The organism is Curtobacterium sp. AB7, from assembly GCF_044909335.1.
Taxonomy (GTDB): domain Bacteria; phylum Actinomycetota; class Actinomycetes; order Actinomycetales; family Microbacteriaceae; genus Curtobacterium.
On record NZ_JBIYED010000002.1, the window covers coordinates 180,573 to 207,185 of the forward strand.

Below are 26,613 nucleotides of genomic sequence, written 5' to 3' on the forward strand. Positions count from 1 at the left end.
CAGTGCAGTCCGACAGCCGTATTTGACCCCGTTCAGGGGGCGTGCGAGCATGTGCCGTCCCCGCCCCCGCACCACCGAGGTCCCATGACGTCCGCGCCGTCCCGTCCCACGTCCCTCCGCGAGCAGCTCGCCCGCCGCAAGCCGATCGAGCAGCTGCAGTCCGAGGCCGCCGTCGGCGTCAACGGCGAACCACTCCGCCGGTCGCTCGGTGTCTGGCACCTGACGATGATCAGCGTCGGCGCGACCCTCGGTACCGGCATCCTCGTGGTGCTCGGCACGGCCGTGCCGCTCGCGGGCCCGGCCGTGTGGATCTCCTTCGTCGTCGCCGGGATCGCGGCCCTGCTCTCGGCGCTGTCCTACGCCGAGATGGCCGGAGCCGTCCCGACCTCGGGGTCGAGCTACTCGTACACCTACGCCACCATGGGCGAGGGCATCGCCTGGGTCTGCGGGTGGTGCCTCGTCCTCGAGTACGCCGTGTCGGTGGCAGCGGTCGCGGTCGGCGCGAGCGAGTACGTCGACGAGACCCTGCGCGTGTTCGGGCTGCACCTGCCGACCGCCCTGTCCGCGCCGCCGGGTGACGGCGGCGTCGTGAACCTGCCGGCGGCCGTCCTGGTCTTGCTCGCCACCGTCGTCCTGATCCCCGGAGCCCGCGAGAGCGCCTGGGTGAACACCGTCATGGTCGTCGTGAAGATCGCACTGCTCGTGTTCTTCGTGGTCGTCGCCTTCACGGCCTTCCAAGCGCAGAACTTCGAACCGCTCGCACCGATGGGTGCCGCCGGGGTGACCGCTGCGGCCTCCAGGCTCTTCTTCTCGTACATCGGTTTCGACGCGGCCTCCACCGCCGGCGAAGAGGCGAAGAACCCCCGCCGCGACCTCCCCCGGGCGATCATCGGTTCGATCGCGCTCATCACGGCGCTGTACATCCTCGTCGCCGTCGCCGCGATCGGTGCCCGTTCGTGGACCGACTTCTCGTCCTCCGAGGCCTCGCTCGTCCGCATCGTCGTCGACGTCACGGGACAGCCCCTCGTCGCGCTGGTCTTCTCGATCGGCGCGGTCGTCGCGATCGCGAGCGTCGTGCTGACGGTGCTCTACGGCCAGACCCGGATCCTTCTCATCATGGCCCGCGACGGCCTGGTCCCGAAGGTCTTCGGTCGGGTCTCGCGGCGCACCGGCACCCCCATCGCGAACACGTTGATCATCGGCATCGCGGTCACGATCGTCGCCGCACTGGTCCCCCTCGGCGAGCTCGCCGACGCCACCAGCATCGGCACCCTCGTGGCGTTCGCGCTCGTCAACGTGTCGGTCATCGTGCTCCGTCGCTCGCAGCCCGACCTCGAGCGCTCGTACCGCGTCCCGCTGTTCCCCGTCGTGCCGATCCTCGGTGCCCTGAGCTGCGTGCTCCTGGCGGTGTTCCTCGGCGCGACGACGTGGATCGCGTTCGGCATCTGGATGGTCGTCGGCGCCGTGCTCTACCTGGCCTACGGCCGCCGTCACAGCACCTTGCGCTGACCGCCCGGCCCGCCCCGAGACTCGGTTTGAGCGACACTTCTCGCGCTCAGGCACGCGAGAAGTGTCGTTGACCGCGAGTATCGCGGGGGCAGCACCGAGTCTCGTCCACATTCCCCCGCCACGAAGAACTCTCCACAGGCCGGCTCGCGCGGAGCACCTGACGCATGTCGGGCCGCGAGGCTCCAGCCATGACGACCGAACGAACGCGCCTTCTCCGAGCGACGAGTCTCGACCCGACCGGATCCCGCTTGCTCCAGCGGCGACACCGCGCGGGCCAGCTCGTCCGGATCACCGATGGCGTCTACGTCGACGCGCAGGTCTGGCGGGAGGTCAGCAGCACCGAACAACACCTCCTGATCGCACGCGCTCTGGCGCCGCAGCTCCGCGACGACGCTGCTTTCTCCCACCTGACCGCCGCGATCGCGTTCGGCTGGCCACTGATCGGTTCTCCCCCGCAACGCGTCCACGTGACCGACGCTGCAACGCGCAAGACGGAACACCGAGCGCACCTCGTGCGGCACGCTGGTCCTCCGGAGACCGGCACGACACCGTCCTCCTTCGCCGGGGTGCGGCTCACGAGTGCGCTGCGCACCGCTGTCGACCTCGCCACGACCCTCGAACCGTCCGTGGCGGCGGTGGCGATCGACCACGCGGTTCGCAGTGGAACGCTCTCGGTCGGAGACTTCGAGGCAGCACTCCCGATGCGCCCCAGACGCGGATCGGTCAGGTGCAGAACCGTCGCCGCGGCACTCGACCCGCTGCACGAGTCGGTCGGAGAGTCGTTCGCGGCGGTACGGATGGTCGAACTCGGCTTCCCTCGTCCGGCCGCGCAGCACGAGTTCCGGCACGCGAGCGGCGCAGTGGACCGGGTCGACTTCTGGTTCGAGGACACCGGCGTCGTCGTCGAGTTCGACGGCAAGCAGAAGTACACCGATCGGGGAATGCTCGCTGGCCGCGCGCCGGGTGATGCCGTCTGGCACGAGAAGGTCCGAGAGGATCGAATCCGTTCGGTGGCCAGCGTCCGGAGTGTCGTCCGGCCGACCTGGTGGCATCTCGTCGATCCCGACCGACTCCGCGCGCTGTTCCGCCAGCACAGGATCGTCGTCTGATCCCCCGAGTCTCGAGCCCTGCAGACCGAGACTCGGGGTGAGCGACCGATCGCGGCTTCTTCGTCGCGAGAAGTGTCGCTCACCCCGAGTCTCGGGCCACGCACGCACCGCACCCCGCGCACGACGAAGGCCGCCACCCCGAGGGGCAGCGGCCTTCGTGAACCGAACGGTCGAGACTACGCGAGCTCGATCGTGGCGCCAGCGGCCTCGAGGGTCGCCTTCGCCTTGTCGGCGGTCTCCTTGTTCGCACCCTCGAGGATCTTGGCGTCGGCGGTCTCGACGAGCGCCTTGGCCTCACCGAGGCCGAGCGACGTCAGGCCACGGACCTCCTTGATGACCTGGATCTTCTTGTCACCAGCGGACTTGAGGATGACGTCGAACTCGGTCTTCTCCTCAGCGGCCTCGGCCGGGGCAGCGGCGGCCGGAGCGGCAGCCGCGGCCGGGGCAGCAGCGGTGACCTCGAAGACCTCTTCGAACTTCTTCACGAAGTCCGAGAGCTCGATGAGCGTGAGCTCCTTGAAGGCCTCGATGAGCTCGTCCTGCGAAAGCTTCGCCATGATTTTCTCCTACTACTAGCTAATACGTGTGGTTGTGGAACGCGAGCCTGATCAGGCCGCGGACTCCTGCTTCTCGCGAAGGGCGTCCACGGTGCGGACGGCCTGCGAGAGCGGGGCCTGGAACAGGTACGCAGCACCGAACAGCGAGGCCTTGAAGGCGCCGGCGAGCTTGCCGAGCAGAACTTCACGGGACTCGAGGTCGGCGAGCTTGTCCACCTCGGTCGCGGAGAGCGGGTTACCGTCGAAGTAACCACCCTTCACCACGAGCTCGGGGTTCGCCTTGGCGAATGCACGCAGCGACTTCGCGACGGCGACGGTGTCACCGTGGACGAAGGCGAGAGCGGACGGACCGGCGAGTTCCTCGTCGAACGAGGAGATGCCGGCGTTGTTCGCCGCGATCTTGGTCAGCGTGTTCTTCACCACGGCGTACGTGGCGTGCTCACGGATCGAGTTGCGGAGCTCCTTGAGCTGCGCGACCGTGAGACCGCGGTACTCGGTGAGCAGAACGGCGTTCGAGCTACGGAATGACTCCGTGAGCTCGGCGACCGCAGCTTCCTTGTTCGCCATGGTTCTCCTTGGGGTTTCTTGCCGGCTAGCCCCAGGTCTCCACACATGAAAAAAGCTCCGGCGCAGAGGCTCGGAGCTTCTCTCACCAGATGGTGGGAGTGGTTCGGAACACCTGCGCGGGATGCCTCATGCATGAGGACCTTCGGTCATGCTGCGAGCAGCACGACATCCGGCGGTCTTTGGCTTCGAGAACAGTAGCAGATGCGGTGGACGAGACCAAACGGCGGCCGGGAGGCGCGGTGCGGGCCCGCCCCGCGCCTCCCGACCGTCAGTGGGTCGCGTCCACCGCGGCGGGCGTCCCCGACCAGTCAGCGGACGCCGGAGAAGCGTCCGCACCAGCGGCCGACACGGCCGGAGCGGCCGACGGATCCACCGGCAGGTGCACCGTGAACACGGTGTCTCCCGGCACGCTCGCGACCTCGACGCTCCCGCCGTGCGCCTGCACGACCGCGTCCACGATGGCGAGCCCGAGCCCCGTCGACCCCACGGTGCGCGACCGGGAGCTGTCGGCACGGGCGAACCGCTCGAACAGCTTCGGCAGGAACTCCGGGTCGATGCCCTGCCCGGTGTCGCGCACGGTCAGGTCGACACCGGGGCCGGACGGCGACGGCGCGAGACCCACGGTGATGCGCGTGCCGTCGGGCGTGTGGGTCCGGGCGTTCGTGACGAGGTTCACGATGACCTGGTGCAGGCGCGCGGCGTCCCCCACGACCACGACGGGCGACGACGGCACGTCGATCTCGATGACGTGCTCCGGCGAGGCGGCGTGCGCGTCGTTCACGGCGTCGAGCACGAGCCCGGTCAGGTCGACCTCGTCGAACTGGATCTCGCGCCCCTCGTCGAGGCGGGCGAGGAGCAGCAGGTCCTCGACCATCGACGTCATCCGGATCGACTCGGACTCGATGCGGCTCATCGCGTAGACGACGTCCTTCGGCAGGTCACCGCCCATCCGACGGGTGAGCTCGGCGTACCCGCGCACCGAGGCGAGCGGGGTGCGGAGCTCGTGCGAGGCGTCCGCGACGAACTGCCGGACCTTCTGTTCGGACCGTTCCCGCGCCTGCATGGCGCTGCCGATGTGCCCGAGCATCCGGTTGAAGGCGCTGCCGACCCGGCCCACCTCGGTGCGGGGGTCGGTGTCGGGCACGCGGACGCCGTCCAGGGCATCGCTGCGGTCGAGGGGCATCCGGGCCACGGTCGAGGCGGTCTCGGCGACGCGCTCGAGCGGGCGCAGCGAACGCCGGACCACGACGGCGGCGACGATCGAGGCGGCGAGCAGCGCGGCGCCGACGACGATGACGACCACCCAGAACAGCGACCAGACACTGGCGTAGACCGGGGCCATCGGCAACCCGACGACCAGCACGGCGGGACCGACCGTCACGGCGGTGAGCCGGTAGCGACCGATGTCCGAGCCGAGGTCGACGGTCTCGGGGTCGCCGCCCACGCGGACCTGACCGAGGGCAGTGGCGCTCGACTGCGTGATGGCACTGGGGCGCCCGTAGTCGTCGAGCACGTTCGCGATGACGACCTGCCCGTCGACGAAGTACGCCGTCAGGGTGCCGGCGGCCTGCCCGGACGGACGGGACAGGTCGATGCTCGGCTGTCCGTTCTGGTTCTGCTCGAGGTAGCGCTGCGCCCGGTGGGTGGCACTCGTGATCTGCTTGTCGATGGCGCCCGTCTGGATCGAGGAGAGCGCGATGATGCTCACCGCCCCGATCACCGCGCTGACGGCGACGACGAGGGCGACGATGCTCAGGACGAGCCGGCGCCGGAGGGTCACGAGGTGGGCTTGATGACGTACCCGACGCCGCGCACCGTGTGGATCATCGGGGTCTCGCCGGCGTCGATCTTCTTGCGCAGGTAGGAGATGTAGATCTCGACGACCGAGGACTTGCCGCCGAAGTCGTACGACCACACGCGGTCCAGGATCTGCGCCTTCGACAGCACGCGACGGGGATTGCGCATCAGGAAGCGGAGGAGCTCGAACTCGGTGGCGGTCAGCTCGATCGGCCGGCCGGCACGGTGCACCTCGTACGACTCCTCGTCGAGCACCAGGTCCCCGACGACGATGCGGGAGTCGCCCGCCTCGGAGATCGAGATCTGCGAGCGGCGGATGAGGCCCCGCAGTCGCGCCACCACTTCCTCGAGCGAGAACGGCTTCGTGACGTAGTCGTCGCCACCGGCCGTCAGCCCGGTCACGCGGTCCTCGACCGAGTCCTTCGCGGTGAGGAACAGCACCGGGGTGTCGTCGTTGTTCTGCCGCAACCGGCTGAGCACCTGCAGCCCGTCGAGGTCCGGCATCATCACGTCGAGCACCATCGCGTCGGGCTTGAACTCCCGCGCCGTCGTGAGGGCGTCCTGCCCGCCGTTCGCGCTCTTGACGTCCCAGCCCTCGTAGCGGAGCGCCATGGACAACAGGTCGGTGAGGCTGGCTTCGTCGTCGACGACCAGGATGCGCAACGGGGTTCCGTCGGCACGCGTGAGGCGCGGGGCTGCTGCAGGCTGGGAGATGGTCACGTCTTCGAGTATCGAGGAATTCCTATGAGCCGTCTGTGGACCGCCCCTCCGCGCTCTGTGGATCGCTCCGAGTGCACTCGGCTGCTCCTTCGTAGGTTGGGCGGATGTTGCGATCCTCCGCTTGGCCACCGTCCGCCAGGCACGTCGACACCGCGGGGATCGAGGAGACGGCCGGGAGGCCCGGCTCGAGCCCGGCAGACCGTCTGACGGCCGCGCGCACGCTCGCCGCCACCGCCCCGCTCCTGTCCGTGGGGACCGCCGGCGGTTTCCTCGCCACGCTCGCCGCCGTCGCCGCGGGCGACGTCGCGACCGCCCGCACCGTCGAACCCCACCTCGACGCGCTCGGCATCCTGCAGCAGGCCGACGTGCCGGTCCCCGCCGACTCGACCTGGGGCGTCTTCGCCGCCGAGGGCCCGGGACTCCGCCTCGAGGCCGCGCTCCAGGACGACGGCACGGCGCTCCTCACCGGCACGAAGCCGTGGTGCTCCCTCGCGTCGACGCTGTCGCACGCGCTGGTGACCGCGCACGCCGGCGACGACCGCGTCCTCGTCACGGTGGACCTGCGGCAGGACGGCGTCACCGCGCACGACGAGGCCTGGGTCGCCCGGGGCATGCCCGACGTACCGAGCGGCCCGGTGGACTTCGACGGGGTTCCGGCACGGCTCGTCGGCGCACCCGGTTGGTACCTGCAGCGGCCGGGTTTCGCGTGGGGCGGCATCGGTGTCGCGGCGTGCTGGTGGGGCGGTGCGCTGGGGCTCGGACGGGTCCTCCGTGCGCTGGCCGCGGCCCATCCGGAGTCCGAGCTGCTGCAGGCCGCCCTCGGTGCGACCGTGCTCGACCTCGCGGACGCCGAGGACGCCCTCGCCGACGCCGCCGCCCGCATCGACCGCTCCGAGGACCCCGACGCTCCCGACGTCGACTGGCCACTGCTCGCCCAGACGGTGCGCTCCCGGGTCCGTCGGAGTGTGGACTCCGTGCGCGAGCGGGTCGTCGCCACCGTCGGCCCGGCGCCCCTGACCTCGGACCCCGCCGTCGCGGCACGGGTCGCCGACCTCGAGCTGTACGTGCTGCAGGACCACGGGGCACGCGACCTCGCCCGGATCGGCCGGATGGTCACGGAGCGCGGCGGTGTCGCGTGGTGAGCTTCGACCACCGCGAGCCGGGCACCGACCCCGCGGCGTGGACCCCGTTCCTCGACTCGGTGCCGACCACACCGGTGGACCTGGACGGCATCCGCTCGGTGATGGTCGTCGCGCCGCACCCCGACGACGAGACCCTGGGCGCCGGTGGCCTGATCGCGCGCGCCTCGGACGCCGGGGTCCCCGTGCACGTCCTGCTCCTCACCCGCGGCGAGCGCTCCCACCCGGACTCCCCCACCACGACCGTCCCGGAGCTCGCAGCCGTGCGCGACGCCGAGTTCACCCGCGCCCTGGCCACTCTGCACCCCGGTGCGACGGCGTCGTCGGTCGGCATCCCCGATGGCGGCACCCGGGAGCACCGGGACGAGGTCACCGACGCCCTGCGGCGAGCGCTCGACGACGCCGTGCGGCCGACGCTCGTGGTGGCACCGTGGCGCGGGGACGGTCACCGGGACCACCGCATCGCGGGCGAGGTCGCCGAAGCGGTCACCGCCGGAGCGGCCGGGGTGTCGCTGCTGACCTACCCGATCTGGGCATGGCACTGGGACGACCCGTCCGCATCCGCACAGCCGTGGGACCGAGCCCGGGTCCTGCGACTCCCCGACGCCGTCCGGGAGCGGAAGCGTGCCGCCCTCGACGCCTACGGCTCGCAGATCCGACCGCTGTCAGGTGCCGCCGGGGACGAGGCGATCGTGGACGACCGGCACGCCGCGCACCACCTGCGGTCGACCGAGTGGTTCTTCGCGCCCGAGCCGACGGCGTCGCGCTCGCGGGAGTCGTTCGACGCGCACTACGAGCGGAAGCCGGAGGGATGGGACTTCGAAGGGTCCTGGTACGAACGCCGCAAGCGTGCGGTGACGCTCGCCGCGCTCCCCCGTGAGCGGTACCGGTCCGCCCTCGAACTCGGCTGCGCCACGGGCGTCCTCACCGCAGCGCTCGCCGAGCGGGCCGACGCCGTGCTCGGCACCGACATCTCGGCCGCGCCGTTGGCCCAGGCTGCCGTCCGCGCGCCGGGTGCCCGGTTCGTGCAGGCCTCGCTGCCCGCCGAGTGGCCGACGGGTCGGTGGGACCTCGTCGTGATGTCCGAGGTGGGCTACTACCTGTCCCCCGCCGACCTCGACGAGACGATCGACCGGGTGCTGGCGTCGCTCGACGACGACGGCGTGCTGGTCGCGTGCCACTGGCGCCACCCCGACGACGAGGCGGTGTCGAGCGGCCACGCGGTGGACGCGCGGCTCGCGGAACGGTGGCCACGGCCAGCGCTCGTCCGGCACGTCGAACCGGACTTCGTGCTGAGCGTGCTGCCCGGCCCCGGCGTCGTGTCGGTCGCACGGGCCGAGGGGCTGGTCCGGTGACCGCGTCCTCCGGCGTCACGCGCATCGACGTCGTGCTGCCCGCCCACGACGAGGAGGACCGCATCGCCGCCTGCCTCGACGCGTTGCTCGCTGCTCGCGCCCGACTCTCCGCGGGACACCCGGACGTGGCGGTCTCGGTGACCGTCGTGCTCGACGGCTGCACCGACGACACGGCGACGGTCGTCGAGCGCTTCCCCGTCGACGTCGTCGCGACCGCCCACGTCGGGGTCGGTCGGGCGCGCACCATCGGTGCCACGCACGCCCTCCGGCAGTACCCCGCCGACCCGGTGTCCCGCTGGCTCGCCCACACCGACGCGGACTCGCGGGTGCCGGAGGGCTGGCTGGTCCAGCAGGCCGGCGCCCTCAGGTCCGGCGCGCACGTTCTCGTCGGCGCCGTCGTCCCCGACCCGGACGACCTGGACCCGGTCGTGCTCGCCCGGTGGACGCAGGCGCACCCGCCCGGAGCCGCGCTCGGGCACGTGCACGGCGCGAACCTCGGCGTACTGGCATCCGCGTACCTGGCGCTCGGCGGGTTCGACCCCGTCCCCGAGCACGAGGACGTCCGGCTCGTCGAGCGGGCGCGAGCGATGGGGTTCCGCGTGGACGCGACGGTCGACCTGCCGGTGGTGACGAGCGGTCGGTTCGCGGGCCGCACACCCGGCGGCTACGCGGAGCACCTGCGCCGGGCGTACGGCGACGCGAGCTGAGCGCCCCTTAGACAGCTCATAGGCTGCCGATGGGGTGGCCACTGACCGGCTGCCTACGTTCTCCTCCGTCGGCCCCGCCGTGCGCTCTGCACGGCCGGTGACCCCAGCCGGCCACCACCGAGGAGAACCATGTTCCTGACGTACCTCAGGCGCGAACTCACGAACCGCAAGAAGCAGACCGTCATCATCGCGATCGGGATGGCGTTGGCCATCGCCCTCGTGGTCATCGTGTCCTCGATCGCGGGCGGCGTGAAGGCGGCCCAGTCCAGCGTCCTGCAGTCCGTGTACGGCGTCGGCACCGACATCACCGTCACGAAGACGACGACCCCGAGCGCGTCGGGCTCCGGTCGGCCGAGCTTCGACTTCGGCAGCCAGAGCGGTGACGACAGCGACAGCAGCGGTTCGACCGACCTGTCGCAGTCACGGCTCGCCGTCGCCCGCGGTACGAGCACGCTCAGCGCCGCCAACCTGACCACCGTCACCGGCACCGACGGCGTCAAGGCGGCGACGGGTGTGCTGACCCTCGAGAACAGCACGTTCTCGGGTCAGGTCCAGCAGTCGACCGACGGCAGCAGCACGGACAGCAGCAGCTCCGACAGCAGCGGCACGGACAGCTCCACCCAGCAGGGTCCGCCGAGTGGCGACTCCGGCCAGGGCGGCGGCTTCGGCGGCGGCTCGTTCAACGTCGACTCGTTCACCGTGACCGGCATCCCCGTCTCGGGCGACGCCGTCGGGCCCCTGACCAGCACCGAGCTCACCAAGGGCCGCACGTTCACCGCGAAGGACGCCGGCAAGGACGTCGTCGTGCTGGATGCGTCCTACGCGAAGAGCGAGTCGAAGGCGGTCGGTGACACCGTCGACATCGGCGGCACCGACTTCGAGGTCATCGGCATCGTCACCTCGACGGGTTCGTCGTCCACGACCGGCTCGAACACCTACATCCCCCTCGACACCGCGCAGGCCCTGGCGGACCTCGACGGCAAGGTCACCTCGATCTACGTCTCCGCCGAGTCCTCGTCGGACGTCAGCACGATCAAGACCGCCCTGCAGAAGCAGCTCACCACCGCCACGGTCTCGACCGAGTCCGACCTGGCGTCGAGCGTCTCCGGTTCGCTGAGCACCGCGTCGAGCCTGGTCTCGAACCTCGGCACCTGGCTGTCGATCGTGGTGCTGGCGGCGGCGTTCCTCATCGCCATCCTCTTCACGATCTCCGGCGTCACGAGGCGCACCCGCGAGTTCGGCACCCTCAAGGCCATCGGCTGGTCGAACGGCCGCATCACCCGGCAGGTCGCGGGCGAGTCGCTCGTGCAGGGCCTCATCGGCGGCGTCCTCGGCGCAGCGGCCGGCCTGATCGGCATCCTCGTGGTGAACATCATCAGCCCGACCATCTCGGCGAGCGCCTCGAGCACGACCGGTGGCGGCGGCGCGGGTGGCGGCGGCGGCATGCCCGGTGGCGCGGCGACCGCGGCCGCGGGCAGCGGCACGACGGGCGGCGCCCCGGCCGGCGGCTTCGGCGGCGGCGCGAGCACCGCGTCGACGACCGACGTGGTCCTGCACGCCCCGGTGACCGTCGAGGTCATCCTGCTGGCGATCGGCCTCGCGATCCTCGGTGGCCTCATCGCCGGCGCACTCGGCGGCTGGCGCGCGAGCAAGCTCCGTCCGGCCGAGGCACTGCGGAGCGTGGCCTGATGCCCGGCCCCGCCACCGGCGCGGTGCCGACCGCCGGACCCGCACCGACCCCGAGCACGCGACCAGAAGGAGTGACCGTGACCAGCACCGACACCGCACCCGGCCAGGCGGAGGCGAGCCGCGCCTCCAGTCCGATGTACCGGCTGACCAACGTCAGCAAGACGTACAAGCAGAAGAACCGCACCGTCACCGCCCTGACGAACGTGGACCTGACGATCCCGCAGGGACAGCTCGTGGCGATCCAGGGGCCGACCGGCGGCGGCAAGTCGACGCTGCTGCAGATGCTCGGGGCACTCGACCGGCCGACGGCCGGCTCGATCCACCTCGGCGGCGACCGCGACGTGGCGAAGCTCGGCGACCGTGCGCTGACCGACCTGCGGGCGACGGAGATCGGCTTCGTGTTCCAGAGCTTCAACCTCATCCCGACGCTGACGGCGCTCGAGAACGTCGAGACGGCGTTCGCGGGGTCACTCGCGAACCGAGCACGTTCGGAGATCCGCGAGCGGGCCACGGCTGCGCTCCGCGAGGTCGGGCTCGGCGAGCGGATGGAGCACCTGCCGGCCGAGCTCTCCGGCGGGCAGCAGCAGCGCGTCGCGATCGCCCGTGCCCTGGTGAAGAACCCCAGCGTGCTGCTGGCGGACGAGCCAACCGGTGCGCTCGACGAGGGCACCCGCGACGAGATCATGGGGCTCATCGAGAAGCAGTGGAAGGAACGCGGGCTGACGGTCGTCATCGTCACGCACGACTCGTGGGTGGCGAAGCGGGCCGAGCGTCGCCTGCACCTCAAGCAGGGGCAGGTACGCGAGGTCTGAGGTGACCCGAGTCTCGCGGTGGGCGACAGTCCTCGTGGCCACGGGCCCGAGGACTGTCGCTCAGTCCGAGTCTCGACCCACCGGGTAGTCGCAGTAGGCGAACCAGCGGGAGTCCGGCGACCACGGCGGGACGTTGACCGTTCCCTGGCCGCCGTCGAGCACGACGAGGGTCTCCGGCACCGGCATGATCCGGGCGCCGCGGACGAGCACCCCGGGCAGCCGCCGCAGCTCCACGCGCTGGTCGGCCGGGTGGCCCTGCACCCCCGGCTCGTACGACAGGTAGAGCAGGTGCTCCCCGTCCGGCGAGAGGTGCGGGAACCAGTTCACCCGGTCGTCGTTCGTGATCCGGACCGGGTCGGTCGCCCCTGGCCACAGCGCGACGAGCTGCGCGGTGCCCGGCGTGAACCGCTCCGAGTTCCACACGAGCACCTCGCCCGCGAACGAGACGCCGTCGTCGGGGTGCTCGTCGCGGGTCAGGAACGTCGGGTCCCCGGTGACCGGGTCGACGAGTGCGACATCGGTGGTCCAGACGCCCGCCTCGGTGCGCTCCCCGACGATCGCCGCGAGGGTCTCCCCGTCCGGGGCGATGCCGTGCAGGTAGAACTTCCGGACGACCGGCAGCGCGGTGGTCACGTCGGTGAGGGTCGCCGCCGCTCCGCCGGCCGGCACGGGCACCCGGTACAGGTCCCCGTCGCGGCCGCTCACCACGACGGAGTAGCCCGAGGGGTCGAGCACGTGGTCGTTGTTGATCTCGGGGACGCCGGGCATCGGCACCGGCACGAGCGCGGTCTCGTCGAGGACCTGCGCGCCGTCGGCGCGCGGCAGCAGCCAGAGGTCGCCGTTCCCGTTCAGCACCAGGGCGCCGTCGTCGAGCACGTTCGGCGCCTCGACGAGCACCGTCCTCGACTCGAACACCAGCCGCGATGTCCGCGACGCCATGTCGTACACGTGCACCCGGCTGGTCTGTCCCGGCAGCAGCTGCCGCCCACGCGCTCCACTCATGCGCCCCATCCTGCCCGGAACGACGAGACTCGGGCTGAGCGACGTCGCTCGTGCTCGATGGCACGAGGACTGTCGCCCAGCCCGAGTCTCGGGGCCGGACCGCCTACTTCACGGCACCGGCGGTCAGACCGGCGACGAACTGGCGCTGCACGATGAGGAACGCGATCACCACGGGGATGGACACGACCAGGGACGCGGCCATGATCTGGTTCCAGTACACGTTCGTCTGCGTCGAGTACTGCTGCAGGCCGACCGCCAGGGTCTGCCCGTCGCCGTTGGTCATGACCGAGGCGAAGAGCACCTCGCCCCAGGCCGTCATGAACGAGTAGATGCCGACCGCGACCAGCCCCGGGCGGGCCGAGGGCAGGATGACCCGGAACAGGGCCCCCATCGGGCCGGAACCGTCGACCATCGCGGCCTCGTCGAGCTCACGCGGGATGGTCTCGAAGTAGCCGGCGAGCATCCAGATCGAGAACGGGAGCGTGAACGTCAGGTACGTGATGATCAGGCCGGTCCAGCTGCCGACGAGCTGGATGCCGAGCGAGTTCCCGAGGTTCGTGAAGATGAGGAACAGCGGGAGCAGGAACAGCACGCCGGGGAACATCTGGGTGGAGAGCACCGCGGTGGTGAAGGTGCTCTTGCCCTTGAAGTTCCAGCGCGAGACACCGTAGGCGGCGAACGTCGCGATGATCAGCGAGAACACCGTGGCGACCGTGCAGACGACGAGCGAGTTCACGAAGTACTTGCCGAGCGGCACCGTCGACCACATGTCGATGAACGGCTGGATGGTGATGTTGGTCGGGATCCACGTGAAGTCGTTCTGCACGTCACCGAGCGGCTTGATGGCCGTGGTGATCATCACGTAGAGGGGCACGACCGTGAACAGGGTCAGGATGACCAGGGTCACGACCTTGAAGGACTTGGCGCCGAATGTCTCACGCACGGACGGACCTCCGGTTGGTCACGGCGAGGTAGATGCCGGTGACGATGAGCAGGAAGATGAGGAGCAGGACGCTCATCGCGGCACCGGAGCCGAAGTTCCAGGTGATGAAGGACGCGTTGTAGATGTGGAAGCTGAGCAGGTCCGCGGCCGGGGGCTGTGCGGTCGAGCCGAACAGCACGAACGGCGTGTTGAAGTCGTTGAACGTCCAGAGGAACATCACGAGCACGAGCGTCACGTTGACCGGGCGGACCATCGGCAGCGTGATCGAGCGCCACTGCCGGAACGGCTTCGCACCGTCGACCGAGGCGGCTTCGTACACGTCGTTCGGCACGGACTGCAGTCCGGCCATCAGCATCAGGAACGCGAAGGGCCAGGTCTTCCAGATCGCCACGACGACGACGGAGACGAAGGCGTTCGAGCCGATCAGCCAGAACGGGCCGGTGCCGTTGAACAGGTGCAGCTGGTCGACCAGGACGTGGTTCACCGCGCCCGAGTCACGCTGGAACATGAACTTCCAGGTGATGATGCCGGCGTACATCGGCAGCGCGTACGGCACGAGGAACAGGGTGCGGAACAGACCGCGACCCCTGAACGGCTTCTGCAGCGCGACCGCGGCCGCCATGCCGAAGGTCCAGGAGAGGCCGACGACCAGCACCGTGAACCCGCAGGTGATCAGGAAGGAGTGCAGGACGCCCTTGCCGATCGCCTGGTCGAAGTCGACGACGACCGAGTAGTTGCGCAGTCCCGCGAAGGGTGCAGCGCCCCAGTTGGCGATGAAGTACTTGGTGAGCTGGATGAACGAGATCCAGATGCCGGTGAGCATCGGGACGATGTGGATGAGCAGCTCGAACAGGATGGCCGGCGCGACGAGCGCGTAGGGCAGCCAGTTGGTCTTGCGCTTGCGACCTGGCGGACGGCCCGACAGCGTCGAGCCCTTCGTGTGCGTCAGGTCGATGCGCTCCGCATCGGGCAGGACCGTCGTGGACATGGGCGGGGGCCTTTCGGCAGGAGGGGGTTCGGGTGCTTCGCACCCCGGTCCGTGGCAGCGGACGGGAGGCACGGCGTGCGTGAGGCGGGACGCTCACTGCCGGCGGATGGCCGGCTCTGGGGCTGTGGGGCCGGTGACGACCTGCCCCGGCGCGTCCGGCTGTGGACGCGAGGGGTGGAGGCCCGGGGGGCCTGCCCCGGCGCGTCCGGCTGTGGACGCGAGGGGTGGAGGCCCGGGGGCGTCCTTGCGGACGCGCCCGGGTCCTCCTGGCTGGATCAGCCGTTCGCCTGGGACACCTGGTCCTGGGCGGTCTGCAGCGCGGTCTTGATGTCGCTGTCGGACACGGTGCCGCCGGTGGCGATCTTGGCGAACATGTCGTTCATCGCCTTGCCGACGGTGGACTCGAACTGGTCCTCGGCGGGGACCAGCGGGAGGGGCTTGGCCTTGTTGTTGTAGATGTCGAGGAACGTCTTCGTCTGCTCGTCGGTGACCGAGTCAGCCGCGGCGGCGAGCACCGGGAGGGCCGAGTACGGCTTGTCGAGCGTGGTCTGCGTGTCCGCGCTCGTCATGTACTTGACGAACTTGAGCGCGCCGTCCTTGTTCTTCGTGTTCTTGAAGATCGACAGGTTGATGCCGGCCGGGAACGACGCGATGTCCTCGCCGTCAGCGGTGGTCGGGAACGGCACCACGCCGAACTCGTCCGTCTTCATACCCTGCGAGGTGATCGTCGCGTTCGCGTTGTTCTGCGTCAGCATCATCGCGGCCTTGCCGTTCGCGAAGTCCGAGACGGCCTGCGTGCCGTTGTCGTACTGCGCGTTCGAGGTGTTGACGACCTTGTCGGACTGCATCAGGTCGAGGTAGCGCTTGATGCCGTCGACGTTCGCCTTGTCGGTGAAGGTCGGCTTGCCGTCCTTGTCGAACCACTCGCCACCGTTCTGCGCCGAGGTGATGAACGCGAAGTGCGAGTTCTCGGTGTACGAACCACCGGCGATGGTGAAGCCGTACTTGCCGCCGGTGGTGAGCTTCTTGGCGTCCGCCGTGAGGTCTTCCCACGTGGTCGGTGCCTCGAGGCCGGCGTCCTTGAACATGGACTTGTTGTAGTACAGGCCGTACGCGAGGCCGTAGAGCGGGACGCTCGTGACGGTCTTGCCGGGGGCGCCACCGGTGGAGAGCGCGACCTTGCCGAACTTGTCGGCACCGCCGATCGCCTTCATCTCGGAGTCGCCGTACTCCTGGAACGCACCGGTCGCCTGGAGCGAGGTGGCCCAGGTGTTGCCGATGTTGACGACGTCCGGGCCCTGGCCCGAGGTGACGGCGGTCTGGATCTTCGTCTGCAGGTCGTTCCAGCCGATGACCTGGAGGTCGACCTTGATCCCGGTCTCCTTCGTGAACTCCTTGAGGACGGGGGTCAGCACCTCCTTGTCGTTCTGGAGCGACGTGCCCTGGTTGGACGCCCAGTAGGTGAGCGTCTTGGAGTCGCCGGAGGAACCGGACGATCCGGAGGAGCAGGCTGCGAGGCCGGTCACGGTGAGTGCGGCGGCCGCGGTGATGGCCAGTGCGCGGATGGCAGTGCGCATGACTCTCTACTTTCTCGTCGTTGAGATGGTGCAGGGATGGTGCAGGGGTGGTGCGGGGTGGAACGTCGGGTGCTGCTGTGGTGTGCGGGGCGGATCCGAGCCGGTCAGGCCAGGGTCTGCTCCGCGGGGTCCCAACCCTCGGGGAGGGTCTGGGAGGGCGACACGGTGCTCTCGACGAGCACCGCCTCGCCACGTTCTGCCGCCTCGGCGATGGAGACCATCACGTCGAGGACGTGGAAGGCGAGGGCACCGGGGACCCGGTTCTCGTCGCCTGCGCGGAGCGAGCGGGCGAGGTCGACCACGCCGGTGCCGCGCGAGTAGGTGGAGCCGACCGCGGGGATCGTCTCGGGCTCCTCGGCGCCGAGCGCGTACAGCTCGGTGTCGCCGTCGAAGTTGTTCGGGTCCGGGAACACGACGGTGCCGGTCTCGCCCGCGATCTCGACGACGCCCGTGCGGCCGCGGTCCGACTCGAACGAGAAGACGCTCTGCGCGCTCCCGCCGTCCTCGAACTCGATCAGCGCGGAGTGGTTCGTCGGGACGTCGACGGGGAACACGGTGCCCGCCTTCGGGCCGGAGCCGATCGTGCGCGTGGCGCGGGACTTCGACGCCGTCGCCGTGACCTTCTTCACCGGGCCGAACGTCTGCACCAGGGTGGTGATGTAGTACGGGCCGATGTCGAACAGCGGGCCGGCACCGTACGCGAAGAGGAACTCGGGGCTCGGGTGCCAGGACTCCGGGCCGGGGCTCTGGAAGAGCGTCAGGCCGTTGAGCGGCTTGCCGATGCGGCCGTCGCGGATGGTGCGGAGCGCGGTCTGCAGGCCGGCACCGAGGAAGGTGTCGGGTGCGACGCTGACGGTCTTGCCCGCGGCGCGTGCGGCGTCACGGAGTTCGGTCGCGCTCTCGCGGTCGAGGGCGTAGGGCTTCTCGCCCCACACGTGCTTGCCGGCGGCGAGGACCTGCAGGGCGACCTCGACGTGGGCAGCTGGGATCGTGAGGTTGACGACGATCTCGATGTCGTCGTCGGCCAGGAGCTCCTCGACGGTGCCCGACCCGGCGACGCCCCACTTCTCGGCCTGGGCGGCTGCGCGCGGCAGGTCGATGTCGGCGATGAAGCGGACCTCGACGTCGGGGAAGACGGTGAGGTTCGACAGGTACTGGTCGGAGATGACCCCGGCGCCGATGACGCCGACGCCGACGCGGCCGGTCCGGGTGCTGCTGTCGAGGGCGGTGGACGCCGTGGTGTCGGTCATGCGCGGGCCCCCTCGAGGAACGTGTAGGAGTCGGCGACCGCCTGGAAGACGTCGCCCTCGTGGCCGTCGAGCTCGACGACGTGGAGTGCGTCGGGTGCGGCGGCGAGGATCTCGCGGATCGGCATGATGCCGTTGCCCACGGCGACCTGCTTGTCGTCGTCGTGCGAGCCGTCGCCGTCCTTGACGTGCAGGAACTCGATCTTGTCGCCGTACTTGCCGATGATCGCCACCGGGTCGTCACCGCCGACCGTGACCCAGTAGGTGTCGAGCTCGAGCACGACGTCGTCGGAGAGCGCGTCGGCGAAGACCTCGTAGGCGCTGACGCCGTCGATGCGGTTCGAGAACTCGAACGCGTGGTTGTGGTAGCCGAGGACCAGGCCGTGGTCGGCGGCGCGGGGGGCGAGGGCGCTCAGTTCGCGGGCGATGGCCTCGACGTCCTCGCGGGTGGTCCAGCGGGCCTCGTCGATGTGCGGGTCGATCAGGGTGCCGAGTCCGACGGTGACGCTCGCGTGGAAGATCCGCTCGAGGTCCTGCTCGCCGGCGTCCAGCAGTCGTGCGTGTCCGCTCGGGGCGGCGAGGCCGGCGTCGCGCAGCGCGGCGGCGAGTTCGTCGGCGTTGTCGACGAAGCCGAAGGCCTCGACGTTCGTGTAGCCGATGTCGGCGATGCGCTGGAGCGTGCCGGGCAGGTCGGCCGAGAGGGCGTCGCGGACGGTGTAGAGCTGAACCGAGATCGGTTGGGTCACCAGGGGTTCTCCTCGTCGAGATGGTGCGGTCGTCACTGACCGAGCGTCACACTATGACCACTTCTGTCGGCGGTCAAGCAGAAGTTCGTGGAAGGTCGACGAACTTCGTTGCGTGGCGCGTTCGATGTGTGCTTCACTCCCCCCATGGTCGACTTGACTCGGACGGCAGCGTCGCCTCCGGTCGGGACGAGCGAGCTCTTCCAGATCCTCCGCGACGGCGTGCCGCGGACCCGGGCCGAGCTCGCCGCACTGACAGGACTCGCACGCTCCACCATCGGCGTGCGCCTGGACGCCCTCATCGAGGTCGGTCTCGTCGGCCCCGTCGACACCGCCGTCTCCACCGGAGGACGGCCGCCGGCCCAGGTCGCGCTGAAGCCCCGCGCCCGACTCGTGATCGCCGCCGACCTCGGCGCCTCGCACGGCCGTGTCGCCGTCACCGACCTGGTCGCCGCCCCGCTCGCCACCCGCGAAGCACGCATCGACATCGCCGCCGGCCCGGTGGAGACCCTGTCGTGGCTGGTCGCCACCATCGACGAGCTGCTCGACGAGGTCGGCCGCGCCCGACAGGACGTCATCGCCATCGGCATCGGCGTGCCCGGTCCGGTCGAGTTCTCGACCGGACGCCCGGCGAACCCGCCGATCATGCCCGGGTGGGACGGCTTCGATGTGCCGTCGTGGCTCCGTCAGCACATCGCGGCGCACGTCCTGCTCGACAACGACGTGAACATCGCGGCCCTCGGCGAACGGGAGCACGGCTGGCCCGACGTCGACCACCTGTTGTTCGTCAAGGTCGCCACCGGCATCGGGTCCGGCATCGTGTCGGACGGCGCGCTGCAACGCGGCGCCCAGGGCACCGCCGGTGACATCGGCCACGTGCGGGTGTCCCGCGCCGGCGACGTCCCCTGCCACTGCGGCAACACCGGGTGCCTCGAGGCGGTCGCGTCCGGTCCGGCGATCGCCCGTGCCCTGCGTGCGAAGGGGCACGACGCCCACACCGGCGCCGACGTGCTGGACCTGGTGAACCGGTCCGACCTCGACGCGATCTACGCCGTCCGACAGGCGGGCCGCGACATCGGTGAGGTCCTCGCCACCTGCGTCTCGCTCATGAACCCGTCGGTCATCGTCCTGGGCGGCTCGATCACGCAGGCCGGGGAGCACCTGCTCGCCGGCGTGCGCGAGGTCGTCTACTCGCGGTCGATACCGCTCGCCACCGAACACCTCGTCATCGCCCAGTCGCGTGCGGGGTCGCTCGCCGCGCTGCAGGGCGCAGCGGCACTCGCGATCGGCTACGCGCTCTCCCCCGCCGGGGTGGACGAGCTGGTCGCGTACGCCGAGGGGCGCGAGCTGGTCTCCTGACGCACACGCCGCACTCGTGAGCGCGTCGGATTCGGTCCTGCCGGTGGTCGGGGGGAGAATCGTCGGGTGACGATCGTGCAGCCCACCCTGTGGGGCGACCTGGACCCCGGACTGGAGGAGCTGTCTGCCTCCGCCACGCCGGCTGCGGTCCCCGGGCGCGATGCGTTCACCGCCCTGCGCGGCCACACCGAGCGGATCGTCGCGCACTCCTCGGACCGCTTCGCCTGGCTCCGCGCCCGCGCCGCGGGCATCACCGCGACCGACGTCGCACGGCTCGCCTCGCTGCACGCGGTCGAGGCCGTGGTCACCGAGAAGCGCTACGGCTCACGGTTCTCCGGCAACGCGTTCACCGAGCACGGCAAGGACCGCGAGCCCCACATCGCCGCCTGGGTCGCGGCCACGCACGGCATCCAGCCCTCGGCGCACCTGTTCCACGCCGCTGCGAACCGGGCGCACCTCGCCACCCCGGACGGCGTCGGGGTCCAGGGCTCGCGGGTGGTGCTCGCCGAGATCAAGACCACCGCGAAGGGCTGGCGGAGCATCCCCCGGCACTACCTGCGGCAGATCTGGTGGCAGCAGTACGTCCTCGGTGCCGATCGCACCCTGTTCGTCTGGGAGCGCCACGACGGCTTCGTCCCCGTCGCCGACGAGCCCGAGTGCCGCTGGGTCGACCGCGACGACGACCAGATCCGCGGGCTCGTGCAGCTCGCCGACCTGGTGCTCGACAAGCTGCGCGACTTCCGTTCCTAGACCTTGACGAGCCGCAGCCGACTCATCCCCACGACCAGGACGCCGAGCAACCCGATCGAGACGCCCACGCCGACGCAGTAGATCGCCACGACGCCGTAGCCCTGCGCGGGGTCGAGGAACGGGTACGGCACCCAGCCGTCGGTCGCGCCGCGGATCAGGATGACGATCGTCCACACCGCCGGGTAGATCAAGAACCACCAGACGTGGCGGAGGAGCAGCTTCGACCGGTCCGAGAACAGCAGCCAGTCGAGGACCGCGTACACCGGGATGACCTTGTGCAGCACGTCGTTCGACCACTGGACGTTCGTCGACACGTCGACGTTCGTCAGCAGGGTGTTGTAGACGATCCCGGTCGTGGCGATGTAAACCGTGCCGGCGCCCCGGAGCAGGCTCACCCGCAGGTCCCCACGCTTGCGGCGGGCCGAGGCGACGAGGGTCACCGCCAGGGCCACGGCGATGATGACGTTCGACTGGATCGTGAAGTAGCCGAAGAAGTTCCACGGGTTGTACGCGTCGGTCTTCGAGCTGACGAGCCACTGGGCGACGATCGCGACGACGACGGCGATGACGGCGATCAACCGGAGCGAGTTGACGAGGGTGCGCACGACACCACGCTACCGGGACGCGCGCGCCTGCACGCGAGAAAGGCCCGCACCGTTACCGGTGCGGGCCCCTCCGTGAGTCAGTGACTCGGAGTCAGTGGACTCAGATGCTGTTGACGTCCAGCGGGATGCCGGGACCGAAGGTCGTCGAGACGGCGCCCTTCATGACGTAACGGCCCTTCGAGGAGCTCGGCTTGAGGCGGTTGATCTCCTCGAGCGCGGTCGAGATGTTCTCGTCGAGCTGCTCCGGCGTGAACGAGGCCTTGCCGACGACGAAGTGCACGTTGGCGTGCTTGTCGACGCGGAACTCGATCTTGCCGCCCTTGATGTCGTTGACGGCCTGCGCCACGTTCGGGGTCACGGTGCCGGTCTTCGGGTTCGGCATGAGGCCACGCGGGCCGAGCACCTTGCCGAGACGACCGACCTTGCCCATGAGCTCGGGCGTCGCGACGGCGGAGTCGAAGGCGGTGTAGCCCTCGGCGACCTTCGCGATGAGCTCGTCGCCACCGACCTCGTCGGCGCCGGCTGCGATCGCGGCCTCGGCCGCTGCACCCGTCGCGAACACGATGACGCGGGCGGTCTTGCCCGTGCCGTGCGGCAGGATGACCGTGCCGCGGACCATCTGGTCCGCCTTGCGCGGGTCGACGCCGAGCTTCAGTGCGACCTCGACCGTGGAGTCGGTCTTCGCGGAGCCGGTCTCCTTGGCCAGGGCGACTGCCTCGGTCGGGGTGTAGAACTTGTCGGCCTCGATCTTCGCGGCCGCGGCTTCGTAGGCCTTGGACTTCTTCGCCATGGTGGTCTCCTTGCGAGATACGTGGTTGACGAGCCGGCGCGGCTCTCCCACGGAAAGGTGTCTGGGTGTGGGCCGGAGCCCGATCGGTGCTTAGGCCTCGACCGTGATGCCCATCGAGCGTGCGGTGCCGGCGATGATCTTCGCGGCCTGCTCGATGTCGTTGGCGTTCAGGTCGGCCTGCTTGGTCTCGGCGATCTGACGGACCTGGTCCATCGAGATCTTCGCGACCTTGACCGTGTGCGGGGTCGCGGACCCCTTCTGCACACCAGCAGCCTTCTTGATGAGCTCAGCGGCCGGCGGGGTCTTGAGGACGAACGTGAACGAACGGTCCTCGTAGACGGTGATCTCGACCGGCACGACGTTGCCACGCTGCGACTCGGTCGCCGCGTTGTACGCCTTGCAGAACTCCATGATGTTGACGCCGTGCTGACCGAGTGCCGGACCGATCGGCGGGGCCGGGTTGGCGGCTCCCGCGTTGATCTGCAGCTTGATCAGGCCCGTGACCTTCTTCTTCGGTGCCATGACTTGTCTTCCTCCTGGAATCGAACGCACGGGGATCCGTGCACTCTCCCGCTGGTCCGGCCGTTCCGGACCGCGGTGAAGGCCCACACGCACGAGGCGTGCGGGCCCAAACTCGATGAGTCTACCCGAACGGGGAGACCTGGACTAGAGCTTCGTGACCTGGTCGAAGCTGAGCTCGACCGGGGTCTCGCGCTCGAACAGCGAGACGAGGACGGTGAGCTTGCCGCTCTCCGGCTTGATCTCGGAGATCGAACCCGGCAGGCCCGCGAACGAGCCTTCCTTGATGGTGATCGTCTCGCCGACCTCGAAGTCGACCTCGGCAGCGGGCTGCGCCTGCAGGGAACCGCCGGACTTCGAGCCACCCTTGGTCGGGGCGGCCTCGGCGACCTGCACGAGGGACTTGAGCATGCCGAACGCCTCGTCGAAACGGAGCGGCGTCGGGTTGTGGGCGTTGCCGACGAAGCCGGTGACACCGGGGGTGTGCCGGACGACGGACCACGAGTCCTCGTTGAGGTCCATGCGGACGAGCACGTACGAGGGGATCCGGACGCGGGTGACCAGCTTGCGCTGCCCGTTCTTGATCTCGACGACGTCCTCCATCGGGACCTCGACCTGGTAGATCGACTCCTCCATCGACATCGACACCATGCGGTTCTCGATGTTCGACTTCACGCGGCGCTCGAAGCCCGCGTAGGAGTGGATGACGTACCACTTGCCCGGCTTCATCCGCAGCTCGACCTTGAAGGCCTCGTACGGGTCGACCTCGGCCTCTTCGGCGTCGTCGTCCTCGGCGTCGATCGCTTCGTCGGCGGCGAGGGTCTCGTTCGCCTCTTCGGCGGTCTCGGACTCGAGTTCGATCTCTTCCTCGTCCTCGACCGCCTCGACGGCGGCCTCGGCCTCGTCAGCCGAGTCGATCTCGAGGGCGTCCTCGACGACGGCGTCGGCCTCGGGGTCCTTGGACTCCTGCAGTGCCGTCAGCTCCTCGTCGATGCCGAGGGACTCGTCGTCCTCGGACTCGACGGAGATCGCGCGCTCCTCGGCGGACTCGGCGGAGCGCTCCTCGCCGGTCTCGACGTCGCCTTCCTGGTTCTCCTCGACCTCGGAGGACTGCTCGGCAGCCGTCGCGAGGTCGATGTCGTCGCGGGAGTAGTCAGACACAGTCGATTCTTTCCGTTCGGTGGTGCGGGTCGGGATGGCGGACGGTCCTGGTCACGATCGGCACCGTCTCGGGCGACCGTACTCCAGTGGACTGCCGCACTCGGCAGTCGACGTCCGGGTCAGGCCGTGGGCCCGTTGCCGAAGACGTACCCGACGCCGAGACCGAACACGAAGTCGAGGATCGACACCAGGATCATCATCACGACGACGAAGACGAGCACGACCAGCGTGTAGCTGAAGAGCTCCTTGCGGGTCGGGGTCACGACCTTGCGCAGTTCGCCGATCACCTGACGGATGAAGAGCACGATGGCAGCGATCGGACCCCGGCGCTCGGCCCGGTCCTGCTTCGCCTTGGCGACGACGTCGTCCGCCGTCGTCTCCATGTCTTTGCTCGCCAACTTCTACCCTTCCAGAGTTGCAGGGCGGACAGGACTCGAACCTGCAACCTGCGGTTTTGGAGACCGCTGCTCTACCAATTGAGCCACCGCCCTTCAGAGCACGTCCGTCACCGATCGTGTTCCGGTGGTCGAGTGTACGGGAGTCCGTCACACGGTGTCCACTTGACCCCCTCCACGGCGTGCCGCGCCGATAGGCTGGCACCCGTGAGCACCGCAGCCCCCGGCCCCGAGTCCACCGCAACCCCCGCCGCCGCGCCGACCGATCGGCCGCGCATCGCGTCCCGCATCGCGGCGATCGCCGAGTCCGCGACGCTCAAGGTCGACGCGAAGGCCAAGGCCCTGAAGGCCGCGGGCCGACCCGTCATCTCCTTCGCCGCCGGCGAGCCCGACTTCGCCACGCCCGACCACGTGGTCGCCGCCGCGGTCGAGGCCGCACAGGACCCGAAGAACCACCGGTACACGCCGGCGACCGGGCTGCCGGAGCTGAAGCAGGCCATCGCCGAGAAGACCGCACGCGAGTCCGGCATCACCGTCGAGCCGTCGCGGGTGATCGTCACCAACGGCGGCAAGCAGGCCGTCTACCAGGCGTTCCAGACGATCGTCGACGCCGGCGACGAGGTCCTGCTCCCCGCCCCGTACTGGACCACCTACCCCGAGGCCATCCGCCTGGCCGGTGGCGAGCCGGTCGAGGTCTTCGCCGGCAGCGACCAGGGCTACCTCGTCACGGTCGAGCAGCTCGAGGCCGCGCGCACCCCGAAGACGAAGGCGCTGCTGTTCTGCTCGCCGTCGAACCCGACCGGCGCCGTGTACACCGCCGAGCAGACCAAGGCCATCGGCGAGTGGGCACTCGAGCACGGCATCTGGGTGATCAGCGACGAGATCTACCAGGACCTCGTGTACGACGGACTGCGGTTCACCGGCATCCTCGACGCCGTGCCGGCCCTCGCCGACACCACGATCCTGGTCAACGGCGTCGCGAAGACCTACGCGATGACCGGCTGGCGCGTCGGCTGGTTCATCGGTCCGGTCGACGCGGTCAAGGCCGCGTCGAACCTGCAGTCGCACCTGTCGTCGAACGTCTCCAACGTGTCCCAGCGCGCCGCGATCGCCGCCCTGACCGGGCCGCAGGAGCCGGTGGCGGCCATGCGCGAGGCCTTCGACCGCCGTCGGCGGGCCATCGTCGCCGGGCTCAACGCGATCCCGGGCTTCGTCACGCCGACCCCGCAGGGCGCCTTCTACGTCTACCCGGACGTCACCGCACTGCTCGGTCGTGAGTGGGCGGGCTCGACCCCGACGACGACCCTCGAGCTGGCCGACCTGATCCTCGAGCACGCCGAGGTCGCGGTCGTCCCGGGCGAGGCCTTCGGCCCCTCCGGGTACCTGCGCCTGTCGTACGCCCTCGGCGACGACGACATCGCCGAGGGCGTGGCCCGCCTGGCGGAGTTCTTCGCGTAACCCCGCCCCACGCAGAACGGGCCGCCTCGTCGAGGTGGCCCGTTCTGCGTTCCGGCAGGCCCGTGGCCGGGTCGTGCCAGTGGGTTCAGTCGAGCAGGTCCCCGACCACGACGGGCTCCGGCACGAGCGACACCCCGAAGCGGTTCAGGACCGTGACCTGCACGTACCGTGCGAGCTCGGCCACCTGGGCCGCCGTCGCGCCGCCACGGTTGGTCAGGGCCAGGGTGTGCTTCGACGAGATCGCCGCACGCGACCCCGGCACGGCGTAGCCACGGTGCACCCCCGCGTGCTCGATGAGCCAGGCCGCGCTGAGCTTGACGTCGTCGCCCGCCGGCCACCGTGGCGCGTCGGCGGGGAGGGTCTCGGCGAAGGCAGCGGAGACGATCGGGTTCGTGAAGAACGATCCGGCGCTCCAGGTGTCCCGGTCGTCGGCGTCGAGCACCATGCCCTTCGAGGCGCGGAGACGCAGGACCTCGTCGCGGACCGTCGTGGGTTCCACGAGGGCACCGAGGGACACTCCGAGCGAACCGGCGAGCTGGGCGTACCGCACCGGGACACCGTGTTCACCCGCTGCACCGAGTCGGAACTCGACCGTCAGCACGACACCACGGCGTCCGTGCTTGAGGGTCGACGTGCGGTAGCCGAGCGCCAGCTCGGCCGCGGGCACCCACGTGCGCTCCCCCGTGGCCGCATCGAGGAACTCGACCCGGGTGAGCACGTCGGAGAGCTCGACCCCGTAGGCGCCGATGTTCTGCACGGGGGCGGCGCCGACGGTGCCCGGGATGCCGCTGAGGGCCTCCAGGCCGGTCCAGCCGTTCGCGACGGTGGTGGCGACGAACGCGTCCCAGGATTCGCCGGCCGCGACGCGGACGGTGACGCCGTCGGCGTCCGTGTCGGCGTCCACCCCCGTGGTGCGGACCAGGACGACGGTGCCGTCGAAGCCGGAGTCGGCGACCAGCACGTTGCTGCCGCCGCCGAGGACCAGCCACTCGTGGTCGTCCCACGCGGAGCGCGTGTGGTCGACGAGCTCGTCGGTCGTCGTGGCCGTGAGCAGCCGCGCGGCCGCCCCACCGACGCCGAGCGTCGTGAGGTCGGCGAGCACCGGCTCGTGCACG

The 26,613-nt window shown here is 70.1% G+C and carries 26 protein-coding genes and 1 tRNA gene; 10 read left to right on the forward strand and 17 right to left on the reverse strand.

The annotated features are described in order from the left end of the window. The first annotated feature begins 84 nt into the window (after nucleotides 1-84). A complete protein-coding gene (locus ABH929_RS06790) occupies nucleotides 85-1,509 on the forward strand; it encodes an amino acid permease (protein ID WP_404560603.1) in 1,425 nt (474 codons plus the stop codon). Nucleotides 1,510-1,697: 188 nt separating this feature from the next. Beyond that, nucleotides 1,698-2,618: a hypothetical protein gene (locus ABH929_RS06795; protein WP_404560605.1), complete on the forward strand. Its 921-nt coding sequence runs from the start codon at nucleotides 1,698-1,700 to the stop codon at nucleotides 2,616-2,618. 176 nt (nucleotides 2,619-2,794) lie between these two features. On the opposite strand, the gene rplL is transcribed toward ABH929_RS06795, so the two are convergent. The 4 genes from rplL to ABH929_RS06815 form a co-directional block, all read right to left on the reverse strand. Continuing rightward, on the reverse strand, nucleotides 2,795-3,175 hold the full coding sequence (gene rplL, locus ABH929_RS06800; RefSeq protein ID WP_017888664.1) for a 50S ribosomal protein L7/L12: 381 nt from the start codon (nucleotides 3,173-3,175) through the stop codon (nucleotides 2,795-2,797). 51 nt (nucleotides 3,176-3,226) lie between these two features. Continuing rightward, nucleotides 3,227-3,742: a 50S ribosomal protein L10 gene (gene rplJ / locus ABH929_RS06805; RefSeq protein ID WP_111084245.1), complete on the reverse strand. Its 516-nt coding sequence runs from the start codon at nucleotides 3,740-3,742 to the stop codon at nucleotides 3,227-3,229. 268 nt (nucleotides 3,743-4,010) lie between these two features. Then, on the reverse strand, nucleotides 4,011-5,522 hold the full coding sequence (locus ABH929_RS06810; RefSeq protein WP_404560607.1) for a sensor histidine kinase: 1,512 nt from the start codon (nucleotides 5,520-5,522) through the stop codon (nucleotides 4,011-4,013). Continuing rightward, nucleotides 5,519-6,259 (reverse strand): response regulator transcription factor, encoded by a 741-nt coding sequence (locus ABH929_RS06815; protein WP_017888661.1) that lies wholly within the window; start codon nucleotides 6,257-6,259, stop codon nucleotides 5,519-5,521. Before ABH929_RS06815 ends, ABH929_RS06810 begins: the two co-directional genes overlap by 4 nt. A gap of 104 nt (nucleotides 6,260-6,363) precedes the next feature. Here ABH929_RS06815 and ABH929_RS06820 point away from each other — a divergent pair, with 104 nt between their 5' ends. The 5 genes from ABH929_RS06820 (at nucleotide 6,364) to ABH929_RS06840 (ending at nucleotide 11,961) form a co-directional block, all read left to right on the forward strand. After that, on the forward strand, nucleotides 6,364-7,401 hold the full coding sequence (locus ABH929_RS06820; RefSeq protein WP_404560608.1) for an acyl-CoA dehydrogenase: 1,038 nt from the start codon (nucleotides 6,364-6,366) through the stop codon (nucleotides 7,399-7,401). Continuing rightward, complete coding sequence (locus ABH929_RS06825) at nucleotides 7,398-8,753, forward strand: PIG-L family deacetylase (RefSeq protein ID WP_404560609.1); 1,356 nt, start codon at nucleotides 7,398-7,400, stop codon at nucleotides 8,751-8,753. The genes ABH929_RS06820 and ABH929_RS06825 overlap by 4 nt, the downstream gene beginning before the upstream one ends. Beyond that, complete coding sequence (locus tag ABH929_RS06830; protein WP_404560610.1) at nucleotides 8,750-9,460, forward strand: glycosyltransferase; 711 nt, start codon at nucleotides 8,750-8,752, stop codon at nucleotides 9,458-9,460. The genes ABH929_RS06825 and ABH929_RS06830 overlap by 4 nt, the downstream gene beginning before the upstream one ends. Nucleotides 9,461-9,589: 129 nt before the next feature. Next, on the forward strand, nucleotides 9,590-11,149 hold the full coding sequence (locus ABH929_RS06835) for an ABC transporter permease (RefSeq protein ID WP_263089795.1): 1,560 nt from the start codon (nucleotides 9,590-9,592) through the stop codon (nucleotides 11,147-11,149). 134 nt (nucleotides 11,150-11,283) lie between these two features. Next, entirely contained in the window at nucleotides 11,284-11,961 is a 678-nt protein-coding gene (locus tag ABH929_RS06840) for an ABC transporter ATP-binding protein (protein ID WP_111084468.1), read from the forward strand. A 60-nt stretch (nucleotides 11,962-12,021) separates the two neighbouring features. Here the strand turns inward: ABH929_RS06840 and ABH929_RS06845 are convergent, their stop codons facing one another. The 6 genes from ABH929_RS06845 to ABH929_RS06870 all read right to left on the reverse strand — a co-directional run bounded on the left by ABH929_RS06845 (nucleotide 12,022) and on the right by ABH929_RS06870 (nucleotide 18,464). Then, the gene (locus tag ABH929_RS06845; RefSeq protein ID WP_404560611.1) at nucleotides 12,022-12,963 is read right to left on the reverse strand and encodes a TolB family protein; all 942 of its coding nucleotides are present in this window, start codon (nucleotides 12,961-12,963) and stop codon (nucleotides 12,022-12,024) included. A 103-nt stretch (nucleotides 12,964-13,066) separates the two neighbouring features. Then, the gene (locus ABH929_RS06850; RefSeq protein ID WP_111084253.1) at nucleotides 13,067-13,906 is read right to left on the reverse strand and encodes a carbohydrate ABC transporter permease; all 840 of its coding nucleotides are present in this window, start codon (nucleotides 13,904-13,906) and stop codon (nucleotides 13,067-13,069) included. Then, on the reverse strand, nucleotides 13,899-14,894 hold the full coding sequence (locus ABH929_RS06855; RefSeq protein WP_263089791.1) for a carbohydrate ABC transporter permease: 996 nt from the start codon (nucleotides 14,892-14,894) through the stop codon (nucleotides 13,899-13,901). Before ABH929_RS06855 ends, ABH929_RS06850 begins: the two co-directional genes overlap by 8 nt. 275 nt (nucleotides 14,895-15,169) lie before the next feature. Further along, nucleotides 15,170-16,471 (reverse strand): ABC transporter substrate-binding protein, encoded by a 1,302-nt coding sequence (locus ABH929_RS06860; RefSeq protein WP_205462778.1) that lies wholly within the window; start codon nucleotides 16,469-16,471, stop codon nucleotides 15,170-15,172. 104 nt (nucleotides 16,472-16,575) lie between these two features. Next, nucleotides 16,576-17,721: a Gfo/Idh/MocA family protein gene (locus tag ABH929_RS06865; protein WP_111084256.1), complete on the reverse strand. Its 1,146-nt coding sequence runs from the start codon at nucleotides 17,719-17,721 to the stop codon at nucleotides 16,576-16,578. Further along, nucleotides 17,718-18,464: a sugar phosphate isomerase/epimerase gene (locus ABH929_RS06870; protein ID WP_123292112.1), complete on the reverse strand. Its 747-nt coding sequence runs from the start codon at nucleotides 18,462-18,464 to the stop codon at nucleotides 17,718-17,720. The genes ABH929_RS06865 and ABH929_RS06870 overlap by 4 nt, the downstream gene beginning before the upstream one ends. Before the next feature lie 144 nt (nucleotides 18,465-18,608). Between ABH929_RS06870 and ABH929_RS06875 the strand changes: the two genes are divergently transcribed. Together ABH929_RS06875 and ABH929_RS06880 are read left to right on the forward strand one after the other, a co-directional pair. After that, complete coding sequence (locus ABH929_RS06875; protein WP_404560612.1) at nucleotides 18,609-19,820, forward strand: ROK family protein; 1,212 nt, start codon at nucleotides 18,609-18,611, stop codon at nucleotides 19,818-19,820. A 66-nt stretch (nucleotides 19,821-19,886) separates the two neighbouring features. After that, a complete protein-coding gene (locus tag ABH929_RS06880) occupies nucleotides 19,887-20,570 on the forward strand; it encodes a YqaJ viral recombinase family protein (protein ID WP_123938623.1) in 684 nt (227 codons plus the stop codon). Here the strand turns inward: ABH929_RS06880 and ABH929_RS06885 are convergent. From ABH929_RS06885 to ABH929_RS06910, 6 genes are all read right to left on the reverse strand, one after another. After that, entirely contained in the window at nucleotides 20,567-21,175 is a 609-nt protein-coding gene (locus tag ABH929_RS06885; protein ID WP_404560614.1) for a Pr6Pr family membrane protein, read from the reverse strand. The two genes, ABH929_RS06880 and ABH929_RS06885, sit on opposite strands and share 4 nt — an antisense overlap. 100 nt (nucleotides 21,176-21,275) lie before the next feature. Continuing rightward, a complete protein-coding gene (gene rplA / locus ABH929_RS06890) occupies nucleotides 21,276-21,965 on the reverse strand; it encodes a 50S ribosomal protein L1 (RefSeq protein ID WP_111084260.1) in 690 nt (229 codons plus the stop codon). A gap of 90 nt (nucleotides 21,966-22,055) precedes the next feature. Further along, nucleotides 22,056-22,487 (reverse strand): 50S ribosomal protein L11, encoded by a 432-nt coding sequence (rplK, locus tag ABH929_RS06895; protein ID WP_022906459.1) that lies wholly within the window; start codon nucleotides 22,485-22,487, stop codon nucleotides 22,056-22,058. A gap of 144 nt (nucleotides 22,488-22,631) precedes the next feature. After that, nucleotides 22,632-23,645 carry a transcription termination/antitermination protein NusG gene (gene nusG / locus ABH929_RS06900; protein ID WP_111084261.1) on the reverse strand — a complete coding sequence of 338 codons (1,014 nt, stop codon included), beginning with the start codon at nucleotides 23,643-23,645 and terminating at the stop codon, nucleotides 22,632-22,634. Nucleotides 23,646-23,764: 119 nt separating this feature from the next. After that, nucleotides 23,765-24,028, reverse strand: a complete 264-nt coding sequence (gene secE, locus ABH929_RS06905) for a preprotein translocase subunit SecE (protein ID WP_228504884.1) — start codon at nucleotides 24,026-24,028, stop codon at nucleotides 23,765-23,767. A 35-nt stretch (nucleotides 24,029-24,063) separates the two neighbouring features. Next, a tRNA-Trp gene (locus ABH929_RS06910) sits at nucleotides 24,064-24,136 on the reverse strand. A gap of 180 nt (nucleotides 24,137-24,316) precedes the next feature. On the opposite strand from ABH929_RS06910, the gene ABH929_RS06915 reads away from it, so the two are divergent. Continuing rightward, the gene (locus tag ABH929_RS06915; protein ID WP_404560881.1) at nucleotides 24,317-25,498 is read left to right on the forward strand and encodes a pyridoxal phosphate-dependent aminotransferase; all 1,182 of its coding nucleotides are present in this window, start codon (nucleotides 24,317-24,319) and stop codon (nucleotides 25,496-25,498) included. An 85-nt stretch (nucleotides 25,499-25,583) separates the two neighbouring features. Here ABH929_RS06915 and ABH929_RS06920 read toward each other — a convergent pair whose 3' ends face one another. Further along, a complete protein-coding gene (locus tag ABH929_RS06920; protein WP_404560617.1) occupies nucleotides 25,584-26,612 on the reverse strand; it encodes a UDP-N-acetylmuramate dehydrogenase in 1,029 nt (342 codons plus the stop codon). Nucleotide 26,613 lies beyond the last annotated feature (1 nt).